The sequence below is a fragment of the Marinomonas gallaica genome, from assembly GCF_001639745.1.
Taxonomy (GTDB): domain Bacteria; phylum Pseudomonadota; class Gammaproteobacteria; order Pseudomonadales; family Marinomonadaceae; genus Marinomonas; species Marinomonas gallaica.
Window position 1 is genome coordinate 32,285 of record NZ_LTAX01000002.1, and the last position, 22,522, is coordinate 54,806.

The 22,522-nt window shown below is 46.9% G+C and carries 24 protein-coding genes; 7 read left to right on the forward strand and 17 right to left on the reverse strand.

Annotation, left to right across the window (positions count from 1 at the left end; all coding sequences use genetic code 11):
* Position 1: 1 nt before the first annotated feature.
* From rimI to nrdR, 10 genes are all read right to left on the reverse strand, one after another.
* Positions 2-469 carry a ribosomal protein S18-alanine N-acetyltransferase gene (rimI, locus tag AYW76_RS02275; RefSeq protein WP_067215248.1) on the reverse strand — a complete coding sequence of 156 codons (468 nt, stop codon included), beginning with the start codon at positions 467-469 and terminating at the stop codon, positions 2-4.
* A 7-nt stretch (positions 470-476) separates the two neighbouring features.
* On the reverse strand, positions 477-1,280 hold the full coding sequence (locus AYW76_RS02280) for a hypothetical protein (protein WP_082866069.1): 804 nt from the start codon (positions 1,278-1,280) through the stop codon (positions 477-479).
* A gap of 106 nt (positions 1,281-1,386) precedes the next feature.
* Complete coding sequence (locus AYW76_RS02285; RefSeq protein WP_067215249.1) at positions 1,387-1,872, reverse strand: phosphatidylglycerophosphatase A family protein; 486 nt, start codon at positions 1,870-1,872, stop codon at positions 1,387-1,389.
* A 16-nt stretch (positions 1,873-1,888) separates the two neighbouring features.
* Positions 1,889-2,839 carry a thiamine-phosphate kinase gene (thiL, locus tag AYW76_RS02290; RefSeq protein ID WP_067215252.1) on the reverse strand — a complete coding sequence of 317 codons (951 nt, stop codon included), beginning with the start codon at positions 2,837-2,839 and terminating at the stop codon, positions 1,889-1,891.
* 66 nt (positions 2,840-2,905) lie between these two features.
* Positions 2,906-3,388 (reverse strand): transcription antitermination factor NusB, encoded by a 483-nt coding sequence (nusB, locus tag AYW76_RS02295; protein ID WP_067215254.1) that lies wholly within the window; start codon positions 3,386-3,388, stop codon positions 2,906-2,908.
* Positions 3,388-3,867 carry a 6,7-dimethyl-8-ribityllumazine synthase gene (gene ribH / locus AYW76_RS02300; RefSeq protein WP_067030313.1) on the reverse strand — a complete coding sequence of 160 codons (480 nt, stop codon included), beginning with the start codon at positions 3,865-3,867 and terminating at the stop codon, positions 3,388-3,390. Before ribH ends, nusB begins: the two co-directional genes overlap by 1 nt.
* A gap of 16 nt (positions 3,868-3,883) precedes the next feature.
* Complete coding sequence (ribBA, locus tag AYW76_RS02305) at positions 3,884-5,023, reverse strand: bifunctional 3,4-dihydroxy-2-butanone-4-phosphate synthase/GTP cyclohydrolase II (protein ID WP_067030310.1); 1,140 nt, start codon at positions 5,021-5,023, stop codon at positions 3,884-3,886.
* A 34-nt stretch (positions 5,024-5,057) separates the two neighbouring features.
* Positions 5,058-5,726, reverse strand: coding sequence for a riboflavin synthase (locus AYW76_RS02310; protein ID WP_067215256.1), 669 nt, complete (start codon positions 5,724-5,726; stop codon positions 5,058-5,060).
* Positions 5,726-6,868, reverse strand: a complete 1,143-nt coding sequence (gene ribD / locus AYW76_RS02315; RefSeq protein WP_067215259.1) for a bifunctional diaminohydroxyphosphoribosylaminopyrimidine deaminase/5-amino-6-(5-phosphoribosylamino)uracil reductase RibD — start codon at positions 6,866-6,868, stop codon at positions 5,726-5,728. The genes AYW76_RS02310 and ribD overlap by 1 nt, the downstream gene beginning before the upstream one ends.
* Positions 6,869-7,345, reverse strand: a complete 477-nt coding sequence (gene nrdR / locus AYW76_RS02320; RefSeq protein ID WP_067030298.1) for a transcriptional regulator NrdR — start codon at positions 7,343-7,345, stop codon at positions 6,869-6,871.
* A 160-nt stretch (positions 7,346-7,505) separates the two neighbouring features.
* On the opposite strand from nrdR, the gene AYW76_RS02325 reads away from it, so the two are divergent.
* Positions 7,506-8,411, forward strand: coding sequence for a DMT family transporter (locus AYW76_RS02325; protein WP_067215261.1), 906 nt, complete (start codon positions 7,506-7,508; stop codon positions 8,409-8,411).
* 121 nt (positions 8,412-8,532) lie between these two features.
* On the forward strand, positions 8,533-10,194 hold the full coding sequence (gene ettA, locus AYW76_RS02330) for an energy-dependent translational throttle protein EttA (protein WP_067094879.1): 1,662 nt from the start codon (positions 8,533-8,535) through the stop codon (positions 10,192-10,194).
* Positions 10,195-10,271: 77 nt separating this feature from the next.
* Here the strand turns inward: ettA and AYW76_RS02335 are convergent, their stop codons facing one another.
* On the reverse strand, positions 10,272-11,654 hold the full coding sequence (locus tag AYW76_RS02335) for an MATE family efflux transporter (RefSeq protein WP_067215264.1): 1,383 nt from the start codon (positions 11,652-11,654) through the stop codon (positions 10,272-10,274).
* Positions 11,655-11,777: 123 nt separating this feature from the next.
* Between AYW76_RS02335 and AYW76_RS02340 the strand changes: the two genes are divergently transcribed.
* Entirely contained in the window at positions 11,778-12,674 is an 897-nt protein-coding gene (locus AYW76_RS02340) for a LysR family transcriptional regulator (RefSeq protein WP_067215267.1), read from the forward strand.
* A gap of 126 nt (positions 12,675-12,800) precedes the next feature.
* Here the strand turns inward: AYW76_RS02340 and AYW76_RS02345 are convergent, their stop codons facing one another.
* A complete protein-coding gene (locus tag AYW76_RS02345; protein WP_067215270.1) occupies positions 12,801-14,414 on the reverse strand; it encodes a methyl-accepting chemotaxis protein in 1,614 nt (537 codons plus the stop codon).
* A 208-nt stretch (positions 14,415-14,622) separates the two neighbouring features.
* On the opposite strand from AYW76_RS02345, the gene AYW76_RS02350 reads away from it, so the two are divergent.
* On the forward strand, positions 14,623-15,849 hold the full coding sequence (locus tag AYW76_RS02350; RefSeq protein ID WP_067215274.1) for a DUF2868 domain-containing protein: 1,227 nt from the start codon (positions 14,623-14,625) through the stop codon (positions 15,847-15,849).
* Between the two features lie 3 nt (positions 15,850-15,852).
* Positions 15,853-17,220 carry a DUF3482 domain-containing protein gene (locus tag AYW76_RS02355; protein WP_067215276.1) on the forward strand — a complete coding sequence of 456 codons (1,368 nt, stop codon included), beginning with the start codon at positions 15,853-15,855 and terminating at the stop codon, positions 17,218-17,220.
* On the opposite strand, the gene AYW76_RS02360 is transcribed toward AYW76_RS02355, so the two are convergent.
* The 3 genes from AYW76_RS02360 to AYW76_RS02370 all read right to left on the reverse strand — a co-directional run bounded on the left by AYW76_RS02360 (position 17,217) and on the right by AYW76_RS02370 (position 19,974).
* On the reverse strand, positions 17,217-17,936 hold the full coding sequence (locus AYW76_RS02360; RefSeq protein ID WP_067215279.1) for a 1-acylglycerol-3-phosphate O-acyltransferase: 720 nt from the start codon (positions 17,934-17,936) through the stop codon (positions 17,217-17,219). The genes AYW76_RS02355 and AYW76_RS02360 overlap by 4 nt on opposite strands.
* Before the next feature lie 74 nt (positions 17,937-18,010).
* Positions 18,011-18,961: a 23S rRNA (adenine(1618)-N(6))-methyltransferase RlmF gene (rlmF, locus tag AYW76_RS02365; protein WP_067094865.1), complete on the reverse strand. Its 951-nt coding sequence runs from the start codon at positions 18,959-18,961 to the stop codon at positions 18,011-18,013.
* A 77-nt stretch (positions 18,962-19,038) separates the two neighbouring features.
* Positions 19,039-19,974, reverse strand: a complete 936-nt coding sequence (locus tag AYW76_RS02370; protein WP_067215283.1) for a LysR family transcriptional regulator — start codon at positions 19,972-19,974, stop codon at positions 19,039-19,041.
* Between the two features lie 110 nt (positions 19,975-20,084).
* Here AYW76_RS02370 and AYW76_RS02375 point away from each other — a divergent pair, with 110 nt between their 5' ends.
* Together AYW76_RS02375 and AYW76_RS02380 are read left to right on the forward strand one after the other, a co-directional pair.
* Entirely contained in the window at positions 20,085-21,062 is a 978-nt protein-coding gene (locus tag AYW76_RS02375; protein WP_067215286.1) for a DMT family transporter, read from the forward strand.
* A 96-nt stretch (positions 21,063-21,158) separates the two neighbouring features.
* Positions 21,159-21,542, forward strand: coding sequence for a CBS domain-containing protein (locus AYW76_RS02380; RefSeq protein ID WP_231872531.1), 384 nt, complete (start codon positions 21,159-21,161; stop codon positions 21,540-21,542).
* A gap of 6 nt (positions 21,543-21,548) precedes the next feature.
* Here AYW76_RS02380 and AYW76_RS02385 read toward each other — a convergent pair whose 3' ends face one another.
* A complete protein-coding gene (locus AYW76_RS02385; protein WP_067215292.1) occupies positions 21,549-21,911 on the reverse strand; it encodes a DUF6164 family protein in 363 nt (120 codons plus the stop codon).
* A 61-nt stretch (positions 21,912-21,972) separates the two neighbouring features.
* Positions 21,973-22,512 (reverse strand): DUF3833 domain-containing protein, encoded by a 540-nt coding sequence (locus AYW76_RS02390; RefSeq protein WP_067215295.1) that lies wholly within the window; start codon positions 22,510-22,512, stop codon positions 21,973-21,975.
* Positions 22,513-22,522 lie beyond the last annotated feature (10 nt).

Genomic DNA, 22,522 nt, shown 5'->3' on the forward strand with positions numbered 1-22,522 from the left:
ACTATCTCTCTTCTTTCAGTTTGCATGTCATGAGCACGGCATGTTCATGACCGCCCCCAGCTAATGGGTAATAGTTTTTACGTGAACCAACCTGTTCAAAGCCAAACTGCTGATATAAAGCGATCGCGCCTTGGTTCGATTCACGCACTTCTAACAAACCTTCTACACATTCTTGTTCTCGCGCCCAAGCTAACCATTGCCGCAACAATCGTTTACCTAATCCTTGGCGGCGTCTCGAGGCATCGGTGACTACTAACTCTAGTTCAGATTGGTCAAACAGAACAGAAGCCGTTAACCAGCCCACAAGATGCGGTCTTTCAGTACACGCCAACACCCAGTTCTGTCGACTCTGGAGCGCCTCCCTAATCAAGCTATCACTCCAAGGATGCGGGTCAGATGAGCGCTCTAACGCACAAATCGCCTCAGCATCAGATAACGTTGCCTCGCGCAACACATATGAATTCGTCATATACACCTTAGCGAAAGCTCGATTGCATGATCTTCCAAGCCTCTTTACGCAACTCAGGAATGCGCAACATCTGCGGTAGACTGTCTACTTTAGCGTTTGGCATCAGTTTTAAAGCATGATCATCAGGCAAGGTCTCAAAGAACTGACTACATTGCTCACCCGCTAAAATGATCCATTGCGGGGTTTGTCCTGCAAGCTGATTACTCAAGAATTGCTCAAACCCACCAAGAGCCCAATCTTTTCGCCCAATTAGATAACGGTTTTTTAACTTCCCAGGCCAAACAAACTGTCCACTGCTCCAATCACTAATATCTTGTTTCAACAATGCCTTAGCAAGGCTTATCGCCAGTTTGTCTAATGCTTCAGGCTCGTTAAATGAGCGCGGCAAATCCGTCAACAGCAACAGTCGTCCCGCCAACAAATACCCATTTAATTGAACGGAAGTAGGCAAGCCTTGTACCGTTTCAGGCAACGCCACAGTAGGAACAGCTATCGTCTCTTCTATGGGCTGAAGGTCTTCTACAATCACTTCAGGCGCCGCACCGAGCTGACGACGTAAATCTGCGACTGATGCGTCTTTCTGCTGCGGCGCAACGGCCAGTGCAGGCGGCTCAACGGATCTAAAAGAAGCCCCATCGTCGACAGCAGGCGCAATCGTTTGCACACCGTCAGCACGCAGCCAAGGCTGCGGCGAGCGAAAAACCTCGCCATGAACAGGTGATGTGCCATGCATCCAACTCACCACGCCTAACTCATTTAGGCTGTGCGTTTGGAAGGCTTGATGATGTGACAATTCACGGGACAAGTTCATAGCACCTTAATAGATCAATAATGAAGGGAATTATACGCACTTGCAGTGAAGGGTGCCAAACAAAGAAAGCCAACATAACGTTGGCTCTTCATGCTTTATATAGGTACTAGCCGATAAGCTTAACAATACCCTGCAGCGCAAAGAACGCCATAATACCGGCCAATATGTCATCAAACATAATGCCAAAGCCACCATGAATATGCTTGTCTGCAAGTAAAATTGGCCAAGGTTTCCAAATATCAAAAATGCGGAATAAGATGAAGCCTAAAATGATGTAGCTCCACCCCTCTGGTGCCATCCACATGGTGATCCAAAAACCAACAAATTCATCCCATACAATACCGGCATGATCATGTACACCAAGGTCTGAGGATGTTTTGCCACAGATATAGATGCCTGCCAATGCGGTTACCATCAGCATAATAAAGTAATCACCAACGGCCAAATCCTGCATCAACAAATACAAAGGAATGGCCGCCAACGTACCAAAGGTGCCTGGCGCTTTGTCAACAGTGCCTGAGCCACAGCCAAATGCTAAAAAATGTATGGGGTTGCGCCAAACTGTATCCGGCACAGGATGCTTATCAGCCATAACGATTCTCTGAATATTAAAAATGTTGCCAACCAGACGCTTCACCGTCAAAGCCTTCTACATCAAAACCTGATTCGGTTATTTCACCAATACGCGTGCAAGGTAAATGCAAGGTCTGCAAGATTAACTGAATCTCATCGCGTGCGCTTTGCGGTGCAGTAAAACACAGCTCGTAGTCGTCGCCGCCCGTTAACGCTAATACGCGTGCATTCTCAGGTTGCCATGCTAACAGTACATCCGATATCGGCAACGCATTGATATCAATTCGAGCCCCTACACCTGATGCTCGCGTAATATGCTGTAGATCTTGTCCAATACCATCAGAAACATCCAGCATACTGTGCACTACTCGTTTGAGCGCCATGCCAGCAATTAAGCGTGGCGTCGGACGCCAATAATGCTCATAGAAATGATCAAAACGATCGGCATTTACATGCAGCTCCCCCGTCACAATAGGCACTGCAGCGGCCGCATCACCTAATGTTCCTGTGACGTATATATCATCTCCCACTTGAGCCTGGCTACGACGCGGCGTTAAGTCTTGTTCTACATAGCCATGCACTTGCAAGGTAATCGTTAATGGCCCTTTGGTCGTATCTCCACCGACTAATAACAAGCCGATTGGCTCCGCTAATTCCGCCATACCTTCAGCAAACCCAGCCAACCATTGAGGGTCAGATTCTGGCAAGGTTAAGCCAAGCGTAAAAAAGGCGGGTTTAGCGCCCATCGCCGCAAGGTCACTAACGCAGGTCGCGACAGCACGATAACCAATATCGACAGGGTCAGCATCAAATGGAAAATGACGCCCTTCAACCAAGGTATCCATAGAAAAAACGAGACTCTGACCTTCCGGTACCTGCACCTGAGCACAGTCATCACCTATCCCCAGAAGGATATCGTGACGCCCTTCCGTATTGGCCATCATTGAGGACTGAAAGATCGAGCGAATTAACTCAAACTCTTGCATAGCATTTCCTAGGCTATATAAAAGAAAAGCCATCAAAGGATGGCTTTTCTCGATACAGTAATTGGCTTACTTGTTAACGTTCCGACGTGCTGCGATTTCTTCGCGGCGCACTCGTTGTGCCAATTTGTCCAAAATACCGTTTACGTACTTATGACTTTCGGTTGCACCGAACGATTTAGCTAACTCAACACCTTCGTTGATCGCTACTCGGTAAGGCACATCTAAGCGCTCAGACAATTCAAAGCTACCAATTCGCAATGTTGCCAACTCGATGGCATCCAACTCAGAAAGGGAACGATCTAAGAACGGCTCAAATAACGCATCCAGTGCTTTGGCTTTCGACGATACACCGTAGACCAACTCACGGAAGTACGTTTTATCGCACGTAGACATTTCATGATCCACAGCGAACTGAGCTTCGATCTCGTTCACAGAAGATTGGTTCATTTGCCACTGATAAAGCGCCTGCAAGGCAAAAGAACGAGACGCGCTACGCATTTGTGAGCGAGAAGGTTTTTTAGGCTTTTTAGCCTGTTCTTGATCACTCATTATTTCTCTTCCAAATTACGTAATACAGCAACGGTTTCTAGAGCAGACAAGGCAGCTTCACCGCCTTTGTTACCGGCTTTCGTACCAGCTCGCTCGATCGCTTGTTCAATTGTATCAACCGTCAACACACCAAACGATACAGGAATACCGAATTGCAGTGCCAATTGACCTAAACCTTTCACACATTCACCCGCAACGTATTCGAAGTGAGGTGTGCCACCGCGAATCACGGCCCCCAACGCGATGATGGCATCGTATTGGTTTTGTTCAGCGACTTTCTTCACAACAACAGGAATTTCAAACGCACCAGGTGCGTAAATCACTGTGATATCTTCTTTCTTGATACCGTGGCGAACTAGGGTATCGATGGCGCCTTCTTTTAAACTTTCAACGATGAAGCTGTTAAAACGGCCAACGACAAGAGCAAACTTTGCTCCAGGTGCTGCGAAATGACCTTCGTAAGTCTTAATATCGCTCATTTTTTGCCTCTAAACTTTAAACTAGATCGGCACTAACAGGCGTGCCCTTGTATGGAATAAATTCCACGGCTTCTAAATCAAATCCTGTGACAGAGAATTTTCGTGGTGAACTAAGTAAGCGCATTTTGCCCACACCTAGATCACGTAGAATTTGAGACCCCGTCCCAACGGTCAAGTACGTACCTGAGCCGCTTTTATCCGAACCTTTGCCCGCAGGCGGGTTCAGTGTCGCCGCAAAACTCTCCGCTAAATCACTCGGGCGATCTAACGTATCGACTAATACCACGACACCTGAGCCTTCTTTGGCTACATATTCTAACGCCCCTGACATTGACCACTTTTGCTCAGTTTCATCTGAGATGATCCCAGCAATATCACGGGCAGGGTCACGCACGTGTACACGCACCACCGTCGGAGTGTCAGGAGAGATATCACCTTTCACAAAAGCCATATGGCTGAGGCCCTGTACCGTGTCACGGTAGGTGATCAGATTAAACTCGCCCACTTCCGTCTTGATCGTTTGTTCAGCTTCACGCTGTACCGTCGCTTCGTTCAGTGTGCGGTAATGAATCAGGTCGGCAATTGTACCAATTTTTATGCCATGTTTCTCGGCAAACTTTTCTAAATCTGGACGACGTGCCATGGTGCCATCGTCATTGATCACTTCAATAATCACAGAGGCGGCTTCATAGCCCGCCATACGCGCTAAATCACAACCCGCTTCCGTGTGACCTGCTCGTGATAATACGCCACCAGGCTTCGCCATTAACGGGAAAACGTGCCCAGGCTGGACAATATCAGACGGCTTCGCATTGGCGGCAACCGCACGCTTCACTGTCAAGGCACGATCCGCTGCGGAAATCCCCGTTGTCACACCCTCAGAGGCTTCAATAGACAATGTAAAATTGGTACTGAACGCCGCACCATTTTGGTTAACCATCAAGGGTAAGTTCAGCTGTGCACAACGCTCTGGCATTAACGTTAGGCAAATCAAACCACGGGCATGAACCGCCATGAAGTTAATGATTTCAGGAGTAATACATTCCGCTGGTACAATCAGGTCACCTTCATTTTCACGATCTTCGTCGTCCATCAGGATGACCATTTTGCCTTGACGCATGTCTGCCAAGATTTCTTCAATGGTATTGATTGCCATGCTACTTCACCTTTAAATTCGATTTAGAGCGTCCTTATCGACGCCCCATAAACCCATGTTCAGCCAAAAACGCCTCGCTCAGCGTCGATTCTTTGCTGGGCGCAGGTGCGGATTGTGGTGCAATCAATCGCTCTAAATAGCGTGCGATTTGATCCACCTCCACGTTAACCTTTGTTCCAACAGTATAAGCCGACATAATTGTTCCATCCGCGGTATGAGGCACAATACTGAGTTCAAACTCATGTGCCTCGAGCGCTGTCACAGTTAGACTGATACCGTCCACACAAATTGACCCTTTAAGTGCAATATAGCGCATTAATTCAGGCATTACTTTGACACGATAACGGATACTGCGTGCATCAGGCCAAATTGCACAAATTTCCCCAATCGTATCCACATGCCCACTCACCAAGTGACCACCTAAACGCGATATCGGCTGCAGTGCTTTTTCTAAGTTAACTGTTTGACCAACCTGCCAATGCCCTAATGTAGTATGGGCCAACGTTTCTGAGGATACGTCCGCCCAATAGCTGGCACCTTCCAAACGCGTCACCGTTAAACACACGCCATTCGTTGCAATGCTATCGCCTAGCTTCACATCACTCATGTCTAATGACTCGGCGTGAATCTTGAGCGTTAAATCACCACCTTTTCTCTGCAACTGAGCGACTCGCCCAAACCCTTCAATGATGCCTGTAAACATTACGCGTCTTCACCCTCATCACGGTATTGAGGCTGGTACACTAACTTGATGTCTTGACCAACTTTCGTCATATCTAACAAGTGTAGGTCAACAGCATCCGACATGCTTTCTAACGGCAAGCTGACCAAAGGACGAGCTTCAGAGCCCAGTAACTTTGGCGCCATATAAATGACAAGTTCGTCGACGAGACCAGCATCTAAGAATGCACCAGCCAAGACCGCACCAGTTTCAACCAGTACTTCATTGATTCCGTCATCGGCTAGTTGCCCCATCGCTTCAACAAGGTCTAAACGCCCATCGTCTGCAAGCGGCAAAAAGCGCACATCGACTTTTTTCTTTTGTAACGTTTTCAGATGATCCGGTTCAATTTCTTCTTCATCACAAAACACCAACACTTCGTTGGTTGGGTAGAGAATCTTCGATTCCGGCGGAATCGACAGCGCGGTGTCTAAAATAACGCGAAGTGGTTGACGTACTGTTTTTGTATCGGCCTCTTGGTCGTTAGGATCGATGCGTACCGTCATGCTTGGGTTATCCACAATGACCGAACCAATGCCTGTGACAATCGCAGAGCTTTGCGCTCGCAAACGTTGTACGTCTTGGCGCGCCGCAGGGCCCGTGATCCATTGACTTTCGCCGGATTCCATCGCTGTACGACCATCAACACTCATGGCCAACTTCACCCGAATAAACGGCAAGCCTTCTTCCATGCGTTTGATAAAACCTGGATTCAAGCCACGACACTCCGCTTCCATAACGGGTCCAATGACTTCGATACCGGCTTGTTCAAGCATTTTCAGTCCATTGCCTGCAACTTCAGGGTTAGGATCCTGCATGCCATACACAACAGACGTCACGCCCGCTTTAATTAACGCTTCGGCGCAAGGCGGTGTGCGACCGTGATGACTGCATGGCTCTAATGTGACATACGCTGTGGCACCTGATGCAGATTCCGTCAGATTCGCCAACGCTTGAACTTCGGCATGCCCCTCTCCGGTTTTCAGGTGAAAGCCTTCACCGATCACTTGATCATTTTTAACAATGACGCATCCGACTCGAGGATTTGGATGGGTCGTGTATAACCCTTTACGCGCCAATTGCACAGCACGAGCCATATACGTTTGATGATTTTGCTGTGCCATTTATTTCTCCTCAGAGGGGGTGGTCGCGCTGTTTTCTAAGCGCTCAATTTCTTCACGGAATTCACTGATATCTTTAAAACTTCGATAAACAGAAGCAAAACGCACATACGCCACTTGATCAAGACGCTTTAACTCTTCCATTACCGCTTCACCAATAATGCGAGACGGTAATTCACGTTCGCCTGTGGCTTGTAGCTTCTCTTTGATTCGGGTGATCGCAGTTTCGATCGCTTCAACACTGACAGGGCGTTTTTCAATGGCTTTAACAATACCGGAGCGTAATTTATCTTCATCAAACGACTCACGGCTGCCATCACTTTTGATCAACCTCGGCATTTGAAGCTCGGCCACTTCAAAGGTGGTAAAACGCTCTTGGCAGTGGCCACAAGTACGACGACGGCGGACTTGTGCACCCTCAGAGACTAATCGAGAGTCTAGGACTTTGGTATCTTGAGTACCACAAAAAGGACAACGCATACTGGTTCCAATGATTGGGAAAATTTCGTACGATGGATGCCAGTTTTAAATGGCTGGTAGTGACAACAAATAATACCAATCCCGACACTTATTGGCTACTCATCGACCTGTTTAACTGACTTAGCCCACTCGCTTAATATTTTCAAAACGGAGCCTTTGAATGCCTTTTGCAGAGTTATCCGGTCTCGTTGCTGCACTCTGCTGGACCATTTCCAGTTTGATGGCCCCCCGCTTAATCGAAAGCATGGGCACGTTTCGATTTAATACCTGTCGTATAACCCTTGCCGCCATACTATTGTGCTCAATAAGTCTGTGGCGTTTTGTTTCTTGGGACACACTGGGGGACTACCTACCACTTCTCATTTTATCCGGCGTCATTGGTATCTTCATTGGCGATAACTGCTTATTTAGCGCAGTTAACAGAATTGGGCCGAGACGTGCGGGCATTCTCTTTGCCATGAACGCACCTTTCTCTATTTTGTTGGCGTGGCTTTTCTTAGATGAGACATTATCTATTGTCGAATTGCTCTGTTGTGGGGTCGTATTAATTGGCGTCATGATTGCCATTTTATTTGGCAAACGCGGCCAGACCCACGCGTGGGAAAGCACCAAGGGTTCACTTGGCTTAGCCGTCAGCATCGCTCTGATCGCGGCCTTGTGCCAGGCAAGTGGCGCATTACTCGCTAAACCTGCACTATTAGCTGGCGTTGATCCTGTGGTGGCATCTGCCGCTCGTGTCAGCGCCAGCGCCCTATGCCTGTTAATCGCCTATCGTTTGTACTTTTCCAAACGGATGCCTCAAGGCAACACTCCTTTGCAACAATTCCCTCTTAATCTTTGGTTACGTTTAGCGGTGGTGGCGACCATTGGCATGGTCATTGGTATGAGCGTTTTAGTATGGGGCGTCGCAAATGCGGACGTCGGCCTAGTAACAACATTATCAGCTACCGTTCCTGTCTTAATATTGCCCGGACTATGGCTGACGACCAAACAACGCCCCGCGCCGGGTGCGTGGTTAGGTGCCTTGTTAGTTGTATTTGGCGCGATGGGAATTATTCTGCATTAAGCGTTGTTGTGCTATGCTTAGCTCCAATTTTACACCACCTTCTCGGGTGTTATCGCCCCCGATCGAAGCGTTGGTAAAGCGTTCTCTTTTTCACTTAACAACTTAGGACAGACATAACCTTATGGCACAGTTTGTATACAGCATGAACCGCGTTGGCAAAGTCGTACCGCCAAAACGCGAGATTCTAAAAGACATCTCTCTGTCTTTTTTCCCTGGCGCAAAAATTGGTGTACTTGGCTTAAATGGCTCAGGTAAATCGACACTGCTTCGCATCATGGCCGGCGTTGACCAAGAATACATTGGTGAAGCTCGCCCTATGCCAGGCTTGAAAGTCGGCTACTTGCCTCAAGAACCTGAGCTAGATGAGACAAAAGACGTTCGTGGTATCGTGGAAGAGTCTGTTGCAGACGTAAAAGATGCCTTGGTTCGCCTTGATGAAGTATACGCTGCCTACGCTGACCCAGATGCCGATTTTGATGCGCTGGCGGCAGAGCAAGCCGAACTTGAAAACCTGATTACGGCTAAAGACGGCCACAACCTTGAGCGCGCTTTAGAAGTGGCGGCCGATGCATTGCGTCTACCACCATGGGAATCAAGCGTAGCGCATCTATCCGGTGGTGAGCGTCGTCGTGTGGCCCTATGTCGTCTATTGCTAGACAAGCCTGACATGATCCTTCTCGACGAGCCAACCAACCACTTGGATGCCGAATCTGTGGCGTGGTTAGAACGCTTCTTGAAGGATTACCCAGGTACTGTGGTAGCGATCACCCACGACCGTTACTTCCTTGATAACGCCGCCGGCTGGATCCTTGAGCTCGACCGTGGTCACGGTATTCCATACGAAGGCAACTACTCTTCTTGGCTAGACCAGAAAAATGCCCGTCTTGAGATGGAAGCGAAGCAGCAAGCCTCGCACAACAAAGCCATCAAGTCTGAGCTTGAGTGGGTGCGCCAAAATGCGAAAGGTCGTCAGTCTAAGTCCAAAGCACGTCTAGCGCGTTTCGAAGAAATGAACTCGAAAGAATTCCAAGAGCGTAACGAAACCAACGAATTGTACATTCCGCCAGGACCTCGTCTTGGTAACAAAGTCATTGAGATCGAAAACGTCTCGAAAGGCTTTGATGGTCGCATGTTGATCGAAGACCTAAACATGACACTACCACCAGGCGCGATCGTCGGGGTTATCGGCGGTAACGGTGCGGGTAAATCAACACTGTTCAAAATGATCTCAGGCGCGGAACAACCGGATTCTGGTAGCGTGACCTTGGGTGATACCGTACAGCTGGCATACGTTGACCAAATGCGCGAACTAAACGGTGATAATACTGTGTTTGAAGAAATTTCAGACGGTCAGGACATCATCACCGTTCACAACTGGAAAGTGCCATCACGCGCTTACATCGGCCGCTTTAACTTCAAAGGCTCTGATCAACAGAAGCTTGTGAAACACTTGTCTGGTGGTGAGCGTAACCGTCTGCACCTAGCCAAACTTCTGAAAGAAGGCGGCAACGTCTTGCTATTGGACGAACCGACCAACGACTTGGACATTGAAACACTGCGCGCCCTAGAGGAAGCCCTATTGGCATTCCCAGGTGCAGCGATTGTGATTTCCCATGACCGTTGGTTCCTTGACCGTGTCGCAACGCACATCTTGGCGTACGAAGGCGACTCAAAAGCCGTATTCTTCGAAGGTAACTACCAAGAATACGAAGCCGACTACAAAGCACGTACCGGTAAAGACGCCACACCAACGCGTATCAAATACAAGCGTATCGACGCGTAACTGCTTCGACTTATCACTTGAAAACCAAAAAGCCGCTTCAAACGAAGCGGCTTTTTTATTGATCATAAGCAAACAGGCTAACTAAGATGATTCGTCAGCGTCATGTCGTTTGAATTTTCATTGTGATGCTGCGCCTTTAAGTTTTTCAAGTTCGTCAATAGCATTGGCAATACGATTGCAGTGAAGGCAACATTTGATAACGGTACGGCCAACCATACGCCTTCGATTCCCCAAAAATGCGGCAAGATTAACAAAAACGGTAGCTGCACGATCATGTTGCCGACTGAGACAAACAAGGCTTGGGCACTTTTCCCCACGGCGACAAAGTAAATCGATGCCATAAATAAGAAGCCGTCTAGAAACAGCGCCATCAAATGCAAACGAATTCCGACTTTAGTCGCGTCAATCAATGCGTCATCGGCATTGGCAAAAAAAACAATAAAGAATTCAGGGAATAGATTTAACACCATGACGACAAGCACACCGGAGCCGAACGTCACAGAGAACGCTAACGTCACTGTTTGGATGATTCGTTGGTATTGTTTCGCCCCTAAATAAAAGCTAACAGGCGGTTGCAAGCCACTGACGAGACCTTCAGCAAAGAAGTAATAACAACCGGCCAAATAACCAACAATGGCAAACGCTGCAAGCTGAGTGGTATTGCCATACTCCAAAAACATCCAGTTATGCAGAGCGATGATAAAACTCAGATAGACGAACATAACCAAGTTCGATGAGCCAAGTTGCACTACACGCTTCGCAATAGAGAAATCAAACTGGCCAAACGATAAAACGGTTTTTGCGTTTGGCGATGTGAAATACCTTAAACACAAAACGCAGGTTGCGAACTGAGCGATCAAAGACGCGATTGCAGCGCCTTTCAATCCCATACCTAACGGCCCCAAAAAGACGTAGTCCAAGACGATATTTAAAAGCGCACCCACCACAATAAACAGCGTAGATAAATTAGGGCTGTCGTCATTGCGCACCAACATCGGCATGGCGCTGGCGCCAATCGAAATAAAAGCACCATAAGACATGATCTCAACGTACTGCCAACTGAGCGTCAAGGTGTTTCCCGTTGCTCCTTGTAGGTGCAGGCCGCCCTCACCAAACATGATAAACAACACAGATGCTAACAGCCCTATGCCGATGACTAAATACAAAGCTGAGGTTAGCGTCGTTTGAGTGGCGAAAAGATTCTTTTCACCACGATATTGGGACATAACACTGCCACCGCCCATACCAATCATCAGACCAAAACCCATGATCAAGCCCAATAATGGAATTGCCATATTGATACCGGCTAAACCTTCGCTACCGACATACTGACCGACGAAGACACCATCAATGACCTGATACAAACCGCTGGCCAACATCGCGACGATAGAAGGTATCGCGAAGCGCCAAAAGGCTCGCGCGACTGATTTGGGCATCTCGCTTGATGTTTCTGCTGACATTACGCCCTCTCCTTTATGTAAAAGTAGGCGAATAATATGACAAATTGAGATATAAGAAAGTTAGTTACCATCCGCTTATAGGATAGGTAAGGCCTCGTTATTAATTATTTCTTGGGTGATGATATGAATTGGACATTAGATCAACTGCTTGCCTTTGTGACCGCGGCCGAATTAGGCTCCTTTTCTGCAGCAGCAAGAAAGTTAAATAAAGCGCAGTCTCGGATCAGCAGCGCTATTGCCAACCTAGAATTAGACTTAGGGTTTGAACTGTTTGATCGAGGCTCGAAATTCCCCGTGCTGACAGCATTAGGCAAAGAAATACTGCCTGATGCTCAAGCAGTACTCACCCAATGTTTGCGGTTAGAATCCAGAGCCTTAACAGCAGCGGGACAAGAGCCCATTTCGTTGCGAATGGCCATCGACGAAGCCCTGCCTCTGGAAAACGTGCATAGCATTTTTTCCCAATTAGGCGATGCCTTTCCCAATATCCATTTGGTTATTACGAATGGTTCCCAAGATGATATCGCCATCGCTATCGCACAACGAAATGCAGACATAGGCCTGATGATCAGCAACCATGTATTGCCTGCTAAATTACAGTTACACCCACTTGGCACCTTAAAAAAGGTGCTTATTGTCAGTAATGCGCACCCTTTAGCTGAAAAAAACACCTTAAGTTTGGCGCAATTACAACAATATCGTCAATTTGTCTTATGTAATCGTTCAGGAGAAAATCGCGAACAACCTTTAAGCCCCGATCATTGGGATATAGACAGTTATTATCTGATTTGTGAACTGGTAACGCAAAACCAAGGCTGGGCTATTGTGCCTGAGCACATCGCCAGTGCTGAGTGGTTTTATGAGAAAATCAAAATTGTTACGAGCGATGCGCTATCTGAGCATTATATGGAAGTAGGCATTGTTACCTTGATCGAAAACCCCACGTCCAAACTAACAGATTGGATTATTGAACAAGCGCGCCAACTGATGTCAACGCCCCCACAAGGCAAGGGTATGTGAGGAGAATAGTTGTCGTATATGTCATCCTTTATCCTATTTAAATGTTTTATCTCCCTTGATGGCAAAATAAAAGAGCCGTCTATTTAATAGACGGCTCTTGTTAGATCGATAAAACATTAATGAAGCTTACACTTTGAAACTACCAACTTGACGATCTAATTCTTCGAACAAATCACTGATTTGCTTAGATTGCGATTGAACCAAGTCAGAAACCGCCTGCACTTCATCTGTCTGCGTTTGCATAGAAGATAGGTTTTCATTGATTTCGCCAGAGACAGTGGACTGCTCTTGGGTGGCTTGCGCTGTTTGCGCTGCCATCTCTTGAACTTTAGCAAACGACTCTTCAAGGGAACCAAAGATTCGAATCACTTCGTCGAAGTTCGATACCGTAGTATCGGCATTGTTACGGCTGTTTTGGATCGCACGCGATGAATCCTGCACGTTGACTTTCAACTGATCAATCATGGATTCAATTTCATTGGTGCTGTCTTGAGTACGAGTTGCCAGTGTACGTACCTCATCGGCAACCACAGCGAATCCTCGACCTTGCTCACCTGCACGCGCCGCCTCAATCGCTGCATTCAATGCCAACAAGTTGGTTTGCTCTGCGATATTGCGAATGACTTCAAGCACCGATGCAATGGCTTCCGAGCTTTTCTCAAGTTCCGTTGCACGTGAAAGGGCTTGCTCAATATCACCTACCAAACTGTCGATCGCCGACTGGGAGTTATTTACCGCTTTAATACCCTGATTCGTCAACTCACTGGACTTCTGTGCTTCACTGGCTGTATCGTGTGCTACACCTGCCATTTGCTGGTTTGACATACTCATTTCATGAGCAGCACTGACAATAGAGTTAGACGCGTTGACAAGCGTAGTGGTTACGCTAGCGGTGCGATCTGAGGCGTGATTAAGATCCGAGGTCATGCCGCCAAGTGAATGCGCCTGCTCACGAATACTGCTAATGATGCCACGTAGTTGCTCAACAAAGGCATCAAATTCCTGCGCCAAATCACCTAATTCGTCTTTTGCTGTCGAGTTAATACGCTGTGTTAAATCACCATCACCTTCGGAAATTTCTTTGATACGAGCCGCTAAGTTCGACACGCGATAATGTAAACGTTTTGGCACAACATAACCAAAGCCCGCAGCAATCAGTAGCGCGATAATAATAAAAATCATCTCTATAAATTTAAGGCTGTCAATTTTTTCTTCGGCTTGTAATTGGGCCTCTTGTGCTCGGTTATCAACCGCTTCACCCGCCACATCTAACACATCACGAATCGCTGAAAAGCTCGCATCCGCTGTAGCCATCGCGGTACTGAAGTCTTGACCAGACTGTGCCTGATTGAGCAATGTTGCTTCATCCGCTTTCCACTTTTTAAACAGCGCATCAAAATTGGAAAACTGTTTAACAAGCTGAGGTTCGCTGGCGAGCGCTTTACGATAGGCTTGGAAGCGATCCGCTACCTGTTGCGCGTTGTCTTTGAAATCCGCCAAGTTATCGGCGGCACTACCTTGACCATTGATTAGATTTTTACGTGCCACTAACGCTTGATAAATATCGCGGTCAGCATTTAACACTAAACTGCTTGCAGCAAAGTAAGCTTCAGCTTGCTTTTCCATATGATTTTTACCTATATCAATGATTGACATAGATGAGAAAAACACGGCTATAAGTATAATGGCCAGCAACGCTATCGGCGCGGTCACTTTGGTACGAATGGAGTTTAAACGCATAACGGATCCAACCTTATCTATTCACTTGAATAGCTTGATAGTAATGTAGCGCCAATTAAAGGAGCAATTCTCTTTAACAATTGCATACAGTTTACGCTTTATAAGTAACAATTCGCCAAACCGTTACACACATTGTTAGACTCCGCTGATACACATCACTAACAAAAAAGAGCCAAGTCGTGAATACACTTGTTTGGGATATCTGTTAATGACACTGAAAAAAAGAGAACAACAGGCGATTTTGCAGAGCCTAAAGCAAAATACCTCGGCTAAGATAACAAGTACTTCTCTCTTAGAAAGCTACACTAAAGTCGTAAGTCTCGCCAATTCTTTGCAAATTGCGCTCATAGCGTTGTTTGGTTTACTCGGCGCTATGGCCGCCCCGATTGCCTTTAATAGCAACGATCAGCAACAACTTAATATTTTTTGGTTGTTACTCATACTGCTAGGGACACATTTCCTCAGCCTGTTTATTTGGCTAATCGGTTGTTTAAAAAGAACTAACGTTTCCGCGAACCACCATTGGTTCAATGTTTTATTAAGTAAACTGGGGCGGACAATGCGTCTCCCCAAAGAGGTCATTGAGGCATTTTTAACGCTGCGCTTTAGCTCCTCTGCTGGAACGTGGGGCGTCGCTCGCTTGCTGCATTGTTGCTGGACAAGCTACCTATTGGGCGGCTTACTCAGTGCTGTATTGTTCCTGATGACCCATCAAGTACATTTTATCTGGGAAACCACATTGCTGACGCAACAGGATTTTCATAGTCTAACTCAAAGCATTAGCACGCTCCCCAGTTGGCTTGGCTTCCCTGCACCAAGTGCCGCCGATATCGCTTTCAGCCAAGTAGGCATTGACCAACAACCAGAGGATACGCGTAAAACTTGGGCCATCTGGATACTGGCCTGCGTGTTTATTTATGGCGTTTTACTTCGCCTCATGTTGGCTGCTCTTAGTCACATCCTATACCACCAAAAACGCACCGCAGTATGGCATTCATACACTTCGAACAAACCAATCACGGCTCAAGTAAGCAGCCAAATTGTCGATCCAGCGCCTACAAATCAATCTGACTCAAAAATAGCGCCACCTCGACCGCTGGAGTCCGCCGAACAGCGCTCAACAACGCTTGATCAGATTTGTTATTTGTTTGAATGGAGTAAGAGTGTTCCCACTGATGCATTAAACGGATGTAATGCCGCTTCGCTTAACAATGCAGAACAACAACAGGCATACCTCCAGCATCCAAGTGATCATCGTGCCATTATCATTGATGCAGACATCAGTCCTGACCGCGGCAGTTTACGTTTTTTACGTCAGGCCAATGCGACAACTGAATCGTTTTACTTACATGGCAATGCATTCGTTCAAGTGTGGAACCAAGCATTACAAGAACGAGCAATTGCGCCACATAAGATCATTCATTTAAAGGATTAACCGATGCCTATTTCATTGCTTATCGTGGGGCATGCGAATACCGGTAAAACATCATTGATAAGGACCATGATTCGCGATCATGGTTTTGGTGATATCCAAAACTATTCCGGTACCACACGCCATGTGGAAAAAATTGCGCTGACGCTGAATCAGGTGCCAGTGTTGGATCTGATCGACACACCAGGATTTGAAGATTCCATTGGTCTTTGGATGACTCGTTCAGCCCCCAGTTATAAGACGCTTACTCCCGATCAATGGTTAACAAACGTTACACAAGACGCTGCTTTACAAGCAGACTTTGATCAAGAATTTAAAATCCTCAATCAACTGAAACAGTGCGACATCATTCTTTATGTGATTGATCTGCGCCAAGCGCCTTTAGGTAAGTATCTTGATGAACTGTCCATTCTGGCGTGTGCCAACAAGCCCATCGTACCGATATTGAATTTCTGTGACGCAGAACACAACCATGAGCAAGCTTGGCGCCAATGCTTGGCAGAGCGACAACTTCATGCCCATGTACGTTACGATACCGTGGCGTTTTACTTGGCCGATGAGCGTAAGCTCTATCAAACCCTGCAAAGCTTAGCGCCCGATCATTACAACACATTACAAGCCCTAATGAAGCAACGCGAACAGGACGCAGAACAACGTCTACAATCCGCACAAGATGCGCTCGCTAGAATGCTGGTTCACTGTGCGACCTCGCAATACATTTGCCAAGCCCAAACACCCACCAATAAAGAAACCCAACAGTTTGAAAATAGCATTCGACAACAAGAACAAGCATTCATCGCGCAATGCTTAACACTCTACGACTTTCGTGATCAGGATGTCGCATTGAATGATTTGGCGCTGCAAGAAGGCCAATGGCAACAAGATCTTTTCGACACAAATACGCTAAAAAGCTGGGGCATCAATACCGGCACAAGTGCCGTCACAGGTGCTGCGATAGGTGCGGGTATTGATATATTGAGTGCAGGACTTACCCTAGGAACGGCGACCACACTTGGGGCCATTTTAGGTGCTGGCGTGCAAACTGGGCGCTCGTTTAAAACCACCCTACTTAACAAATTACGTAAGCGTTCTGTTCTCGCTCTCACACCCAATAGTTTAACAGCCTTGATGTGGCGCGGTTGTCAGCTTATTTCGCATTTGCATCATCGTGGTCACGCTGCACAGCAAGCTTACCGTGGCGAAGCCGAAACCATGGTTAATACAAAAGAAGTCGCGCGTCTAGAAAAGCTGTTTCGTCGCTTGCTTCAAAGAACCGAATGGCACCAGCAGCAACTGCTCCCAAACCACCCCCTGATCACTGAGTTACAGCAAGAGATAGAACACGCTATTCCCAACGATGCAAAGGCGGATTAAAGCAGCGCTAACGCATCATCAAGCTCTTGTTGCTTCGCTTGCATAAGAGCTTCGCAACGACTGACTAATTGAGGAATGTCCTGCTCTGTCAGGCCATCTGTATATATCGGATCCATGACCTCTACTTTGGCGTGGCCGTTATCAAAGCGATTGAGTTTGACCTTATTATGGGTGGAACTACAAACAACGGGGATGATCGGAACACCTGCTTGTATCGCAGCATAAAATGCGCCACGTTTAAAAGGTAACCAGCCACGTCCACGACTGCGCGTACCTTCTGGAAACATCCAAATAGATAACCCTGTGTCGCTCATTTTCTCAACGATTTGACCTATCGTCGCGATGGCTTTGTGACGATCATTGCGCTGAATTAAGAAATTACCCGTCGCCCAATACAACCAACCAAAAAATGGCAGCCATTTAAGCGAACTTTTACCGACAGTAACCGTGCCATGCGGCACCACATGAGAAAACGTAAACAAATCAAAGTTATTCTGATGATTCGCAATATAAACCCCTTGTTTCACATCCAGGGTTTTGTATGAAACATGCTTCTGAACACGCAACCCAAACAGTCGAGCAACCGGCGCAAACGCTTTGGCGATGAAATACACGCGGTCTTTTGAACGCCCTAAAAATAGACACATGATTAAACCACCTGCGGTGACCAGCAGGATTAAAAAAAACAAAACCACTAACCGGACTAATGCGATCATAAGTACACCTTTTTATCGCGCCAACCTTTTTATTTTAGTTCATAGACTGTACGTCTAACGAAACAATGAGACGATTATTTGCGCCAGCGTGTGTCACGCCAAAAATCCACTTGCGCGGGCTCCAAAAAGCTCCACGCAACAAATCGACTGATCTTCTGTCCTTGCGCCATTTCTATGGTTTTCACTTGTACCGCACCAGCTGATTCTAAGGCACGATAGATTGCGGGCAGATTTTCTTTACGAGCGACCAGGCTGGTGAACCAGAAACAACGATCTTTATAAGACACGCTCTCCTTGATCATGCGAGTGATAAAGCCGGCTTCGCCACCTTCGCACCATAATTCAGGTCCATGTCCACCAAAATTCAGCGTACTTTTATTCGACTCGCCTTTTAAACCACGCCACTTGCGCTTATTCTCAGACGCCATCGCACTTTCACTGCTGTGAAACGGCGGGTTGCATAATGTCACATCAAACAGATCTTCTGTTTGCCAAATGCCATCAAAAATCTTCTGCGCATCGATCTGCTGACGTAAAACAATGCGCTTTTTAAGGCAAGGGTTTGCAGTGACAACCGCTTGTGCGGCACTAATAGCAATCGGATTTACATCTGTACCAACAAACTGCCAGCCGTATTCTTGTGAGCCAACAATCGGATACACGCAATTAGCCCCAGCACCGACATCTAATGCTCGCACATTGCGTCCACGTGGTATTTGGCCTTCATTGCTGTCCGCTAACAAATCAGCGAGGTAATGAATGTAGTCAGCACGACCAGGGATGGGTGGGCACAAGTACCCTTCAGGAATATCCCAAAACAGAACCCCGTAAAAATGATTCAGTAATGCTCTATTTAGCGCTTTTACCGCATTCGGGTCGGCAAAGTTAATCGTCTGACTGTCGTATTGGTTTAGCTGAATATAAGGCGCAAGCTCAGGGCACGAATCAGCCAACAACGAGAAGTTGTAGCGCGCGCGGTGAGGGTTACGAGGATGTAGCTTTAGCTTATGCTCTTTTTTCGACATGCGTTATGTTAGCCAATTGGTGTATACATTGCGTTAAGAGCTCTATTTTAAAGGCTTTTCACACGAACTAACAAATACTACTGCGCAACAGGGTACGGGATCATATCTTGAACGACACCAGAACACAGGTTTCTAAGCCAAATTCCGCCAGGATCTTGGCTTTGCTCTGAAGGCCATGACAAATAATAGTTCACTGGGGGGAAATCATAAGGCAATGGCTTAATCATCAAACCAAACTGATCCTGAAAGCGCAATGCGAGTAACTGGCTAGTGCTAAACAATAGCTCAGTTTTACCAACCGCTTCTAAAGCCGACATGAAATACGGCGTGCGCAATGTATAACAACGCTCTTTTGCTCGCTCACCTAGCGCCGATTCGCTGTAGACTTGGGTACTGCCACCTAAAGTGACAAGAACGTGATTATACGACAAAAACTCGTCCAAGCTGATCTGCTCTTGATCTGCTAAAGGGTGATGATTAGACATAATACAGCCGAACTTTTCCTGCCCTAAAACGTGCTTATCGAAGCGTGATGGCAGCTGCACATACTCACTGCACAATACCGCATCGACGGTCTGGTTTTCAGTTCGCAATAAACTGTTTTCGGTTACCAAGCTGGTTTCAAGCGACGCATTCGGCGCCAGCTGATAAAACCGCTCCGCGATGGTAGGCATGTAAGCCTGGGCTTGATAATGGGACGTCTGCAAACGAAACACACGCTCCGACTTACGCGGATCAAACTCACGTTCATTGTTTAAGCCATTCATTTGTTCGAGTATTTGACGTAATGGCATTTCTAGCGCCAGCGCTTTCGTCGTCGGCAACATGCCCTTATTGGTTCGTATGAACAAAGGGTCGTCGAATGCTTCACGCAAACGACTCAACGTACGGCTCATGGCAGGCTGACTTAGATACAGTTTGGTAGCCACTCGCCCTACATTTCGCTCTTCAAGTAAGTACAACAGAGCGGTTAGCGTTTTGATATCTAAGTGCATCATCGCGGATGACAGCATAGCATTTTCCATAAAACGAATAATAATTAAAAGTATTATGCATTGGATAAAAATCCAAAACTAGCCCACTCTTTAATCCTTATTGTTTTGCCTCACAGAAGGATCAGGTCATGCCACTCACCAGCCGCCAACAGTTTTTATACGGGCTCTTCTTTTGTAGCCTCTGCGTGCTGTTTTGGAGCACATTGCCTATTGCTCTAAAACTTTCTGGTGACTTCTCTGATCCCGTGACGCTAACGTGGCTGCGTTTCTCTGTGGCAGCTTTAGTCTTACTCGCGTGGCAAATTCAGCAAGGCAAGCTCAAAGAGTTTCTCACTCTATCCCGTAAAGACTGGGTAACACTGCTCGCCGCAGGCAGTTTATTGATCATCAACTACAGTAGCTTTGCATGGAGTTTGGACTACCTGCATCCAGGTACCGCTCAGCTTAGTTTCCAAGTAGCGCCGCTATTTTTGGCATTAGGTGGTTTGGTTTTCTTTAAAGAAAAAGTGCGTTTGCAACAATGGGCTTGTTTCGCCGTGTTAGCAGTCGGTATGCTGACCTTCTTTCACCCTGTTTTAGAAGGTAAGGCCGTTGGCGACCCTAATACCATTTTGACTGGCTTCTTAATCGTTATGATGTCGGCCATGGCATGGTGTCTGTATGCGTTATTGCAAAAAGCTTTGTTCAGCAAGCTGTCGCCCACAAACATTTTATTAGGCATCTATGTCTACGCTATGTTGGTGATGTTGCCCTTTAGTCAGCCATCCGAATTACTTTCTATGAACCAGTTCGAATTCTGGGTTGCAGCATTTTGTTGTTTGAATACATTAGTGGCGTACGGGTCTCTGGCCAAAGCCATGGGCTACTGGCAAACGGTGCAAGTCAGTGCCGCCATTGCCCTAACGCCTGTGATTGCGTTTATTATCACAGAGGCATGTGTGCAGATTGGATTATGGCAAGGTGTGATCCAATCTGCCCACGCCGATGCACTAAGTTTGTTTGGTATGGCGTTAGTTGTTGGAGCGGCCATTAGTGTGCAGTTTATCACCGCCGCATTGAATAAACGTCAAGCCAAACTCGAATCACTAGAAACCTCGACAGCCTAACTCGCAAAACGAAAATCCCCCACTACACTGAAGGTATAGTCATTGTTAATTGGGGGATCGCTTATGAAATTCGATGTTTTATGTGTACGCGACGTCATGTCGCGTGACACGTTTCATGTTTATTCAAACACCCGCATTGACGACTGCGCCGAACAACTGGCACGTCATAAGCTCAGCGGTGCACCGGTCACTGATCGCTATGATCACGTTATTGGTTTTGTGTCAGAACAAGATCTGCTCGAACCGCTCAGCCAAGCTGTCTATTACTGCCATAGCCTTGCGGATGTGGAAAGTGTGATGCACGAACAAGTCTTGTCCGTTTCACCGAGCATGCAGGTCATGCAAGTTGCCAAACTGATGATGGAAGACAAACCGAAAATTTTCCCGGTGGTGGAAGACGGTCGTCTCATCGGCGTGATCACTCGTCGGATTGTGATGCAGACTCTGCTTAAAGCTCAAAAGACCTGTATCCCTGTTTGAAAAGGTTTAGCCTGCTAAGTGTTTGCCAACATAAAAGGGAATCAAGCTCAGAGACAATACCAGCAGCAAAGCCACTAGCGTAAAAAGGAACTCTACTGGGTTTTGTCGTGCATGCGTTAAAAAACCAGCAATCCAATCACGCGCGCTAATCGGTGTAGCACGTGATGCTCGATTTGCTTGATCTTCAGCGATCAGCATTTTAGCGGTCGCGGCTTGCTCTTTGTCGCGCACCCAAATGCCCGCCATAGAGATTTGCCAACGGCCAGCACTGGTCTCGTAGAAGTCAATGCCATGCTCTTCAAGAAGCTCACGAACATCGTCCGCCTCTTGCTCAGGAACATTCTTTAAACGAAAAACCAACTGCGCCACAAGCTACCCTCAACTCAGATCCTTAAAGCGCGAAGACTAGCAGATCGTCGTTTAAAAGTCGTTATTCCATTGCATGAGCACGTTGGCGGATACTTAGGGTTAATGACCCCACTTCAAAGCCAAACTTGGTCAAGACCGATTCATTTATCAAATGATCGGGCGTCACTAAATACATACGATCATCCACATTCAGATCAATCGTATCGCCATCGTACGGCACTCGAAGAACGTATTTCATAAACAACGCATTACCTGAGGTAACCAACTTGCCTTCGCCAATCACATCGCCCGCTGTTGCGGTATAACTTCCATCGTTGTTGGGTACCAATGTCCAGATACGCTCTTGTTTTTCACCATCGTCAAAAACGAACCATTCTTCTAACGTACCGACACCGTCATCCCAACTGCCTTTTAAGTCGGCCGTAAAGTAACGCGTGACTTTGCCACCACGATCTTTCAACACCCCATGAGCAACTAAGTCACCTTGGAAAAATTCTTGCACATCGAACTCAGGTTCATTCGCTGCGTATTCCTCTACTGCGGTTGATGAACAACCACTCAATAAAACCAATGTAAACAGCATGGCAAACAGTCGTAACATGGGACCTTCC

Coding starts and splice junctions, on each gene's coding strand:
- ribD (WP_067215259.1), bottom strand. CDS start 6,868: ATGGCACAGCAAAATCATCAAACGTATATGGCTCGTGCTGTGCAATTG.
- ribBA (WP_067030310.1), bottom strand. CDS start 5,023: ATGGCAATCAATACCATTGAAGAAATCTTGGCAGACATGCGTCAAGGC.
- AYW76_RS02340 (WP_067215267.1), top strand. CDS start 11,778: ATGAATTGGACATTAGATCAACTGCTTGCCTTTGTGACCGCGGCCGAA.
- AYW76_RS02280 (WP_082866069.1), bottom strand. CDS start 1,280: ATGAACTTGTCCCGTGAATTGTCACATCATCAAGCCTTCCAAACGCAC.
- rlmF (WP_067094865.1), bottom strand. CDS start 18,961: ATGTCGAAAAAAGAGCATAAGCTAAAGCTACATCCTCGTAACCCTCAC.
- AYW76_RS02370 (WP_067215283.1), bottom strand. CDS start 19,974: ATGCTGTCATCCGCGATGATGCACTTAGATATCAAAACGCTAACCGCT.
- thiL (WP_067215252.1), bottom strand. CDS start 2,839: ATGCAAGAGTTTGAGTTAATTCGCTCGATCTTTCAGTCCTCAATGATG.
- nusB (WP_067215254.1), bottom strand. CDS start 3,388: ATGAGTGATCAAGAACAGGCTAAAAAGCCTAAAAAACCTTCTCGCTCA.
- AYW76_RS02310 (WP_067215256.1), bottom strand. CDS start 5,726: ATGTTTACAGGCATCATTGAAGGGTTTGGGCGAGTCGCTCAGTTGCAG.
- ettA (WP_067094879.1), top strand. CDS start 8,533: ATGGCACAGTTTGTATACAGCATGAACCGCGTTGGCAAAGTCGTACCG.
- AYW76_RS02360 (WP_067215279.1), bottom strand. CDS start 17,936: ATGATCGCATTAGTCCGGTTAGTGGTTTTGTTTTTTTTAATCCTGCTG.
- AYW76_RS02335 (WP_067215264.1), bottom strand. CDS start 11,654: ATGTCAGCAGAAACATCAAGCGAGATGCCCAAATCAGTCGCGCGAGCC.
- AYW76_RS02375 (WP_067215286.1), top strand. CDS start 20,085: ATGCCACTCACCAGCCGCCAACAGTTTTTATACGGGCTCTTCTTTTGT.
- AYW76_RS02325 (WP_067215261.1), top strand. CDS start 7,506: ATGCCTTTTGCAGAGTTATCCGGTCTCGTTGCTGCACTCTGCTGGACC.
- AYW76_RS02285 (WP_067215249.1), bottom strand. CDS start 1,872: ATGGCTGATAAGCATCCTGTGCCGGATACAGTTTGGCGCAACCCCATA.
- AYW76_RS02390 (WP_067215295.1), bottom strand. CDS start 22,512: ATGTTACGACTGTTTGCCATGCTGTTTACATTGGTTTTATTGAGTGGT.
- ribH (WP_067030313.1), bottom strand. CDS start 3,867: ATGAGCGATATTAAGACTTACGAAGGTCATTTCGCAGCACCTGGAGCA.
- nrdR (WP_067030298.1), bottom strand. CDS start 7,345: ATGCGTTGTCCTTTTTGTGGTACTCAAGATACCAAAGTCCTAGACTCT.
- AYW76_RS02380 (WP_231872531.1), top strand. CDS start 21,159: ATGTCGCGTGACACGTTTCATGTTTATTCAAACACCCGCATTGACGAC.
- AYW76_RS02355 (WP_067215276.1), top strand. CDS start 15,853: ATGCCTATTTCATTGCTTATCGTGGGGCATGCGAATACCGGTAAAACA.
- rimI (WP_067215248.1), bottom strand. CDS start 469: ATGACGAATTCATATGTGTTGCGCGAGGCAACGTTATCTGATGCTGAG.
- AYW76_RS02345 (WP_067215270.1), bottom strand. CDS start 14,414: ATGCGTTTAAACTCCATTCGTACCAAAGTGACCGCGCCGATAGCGTTG.
- AYW76_RS02350 (WP_067215274.1), top strand. CDS start 14,623: ATGACACTGAAAAAAAGAGAACAACAGGCGATTTTGCAGAGCCTAAAG.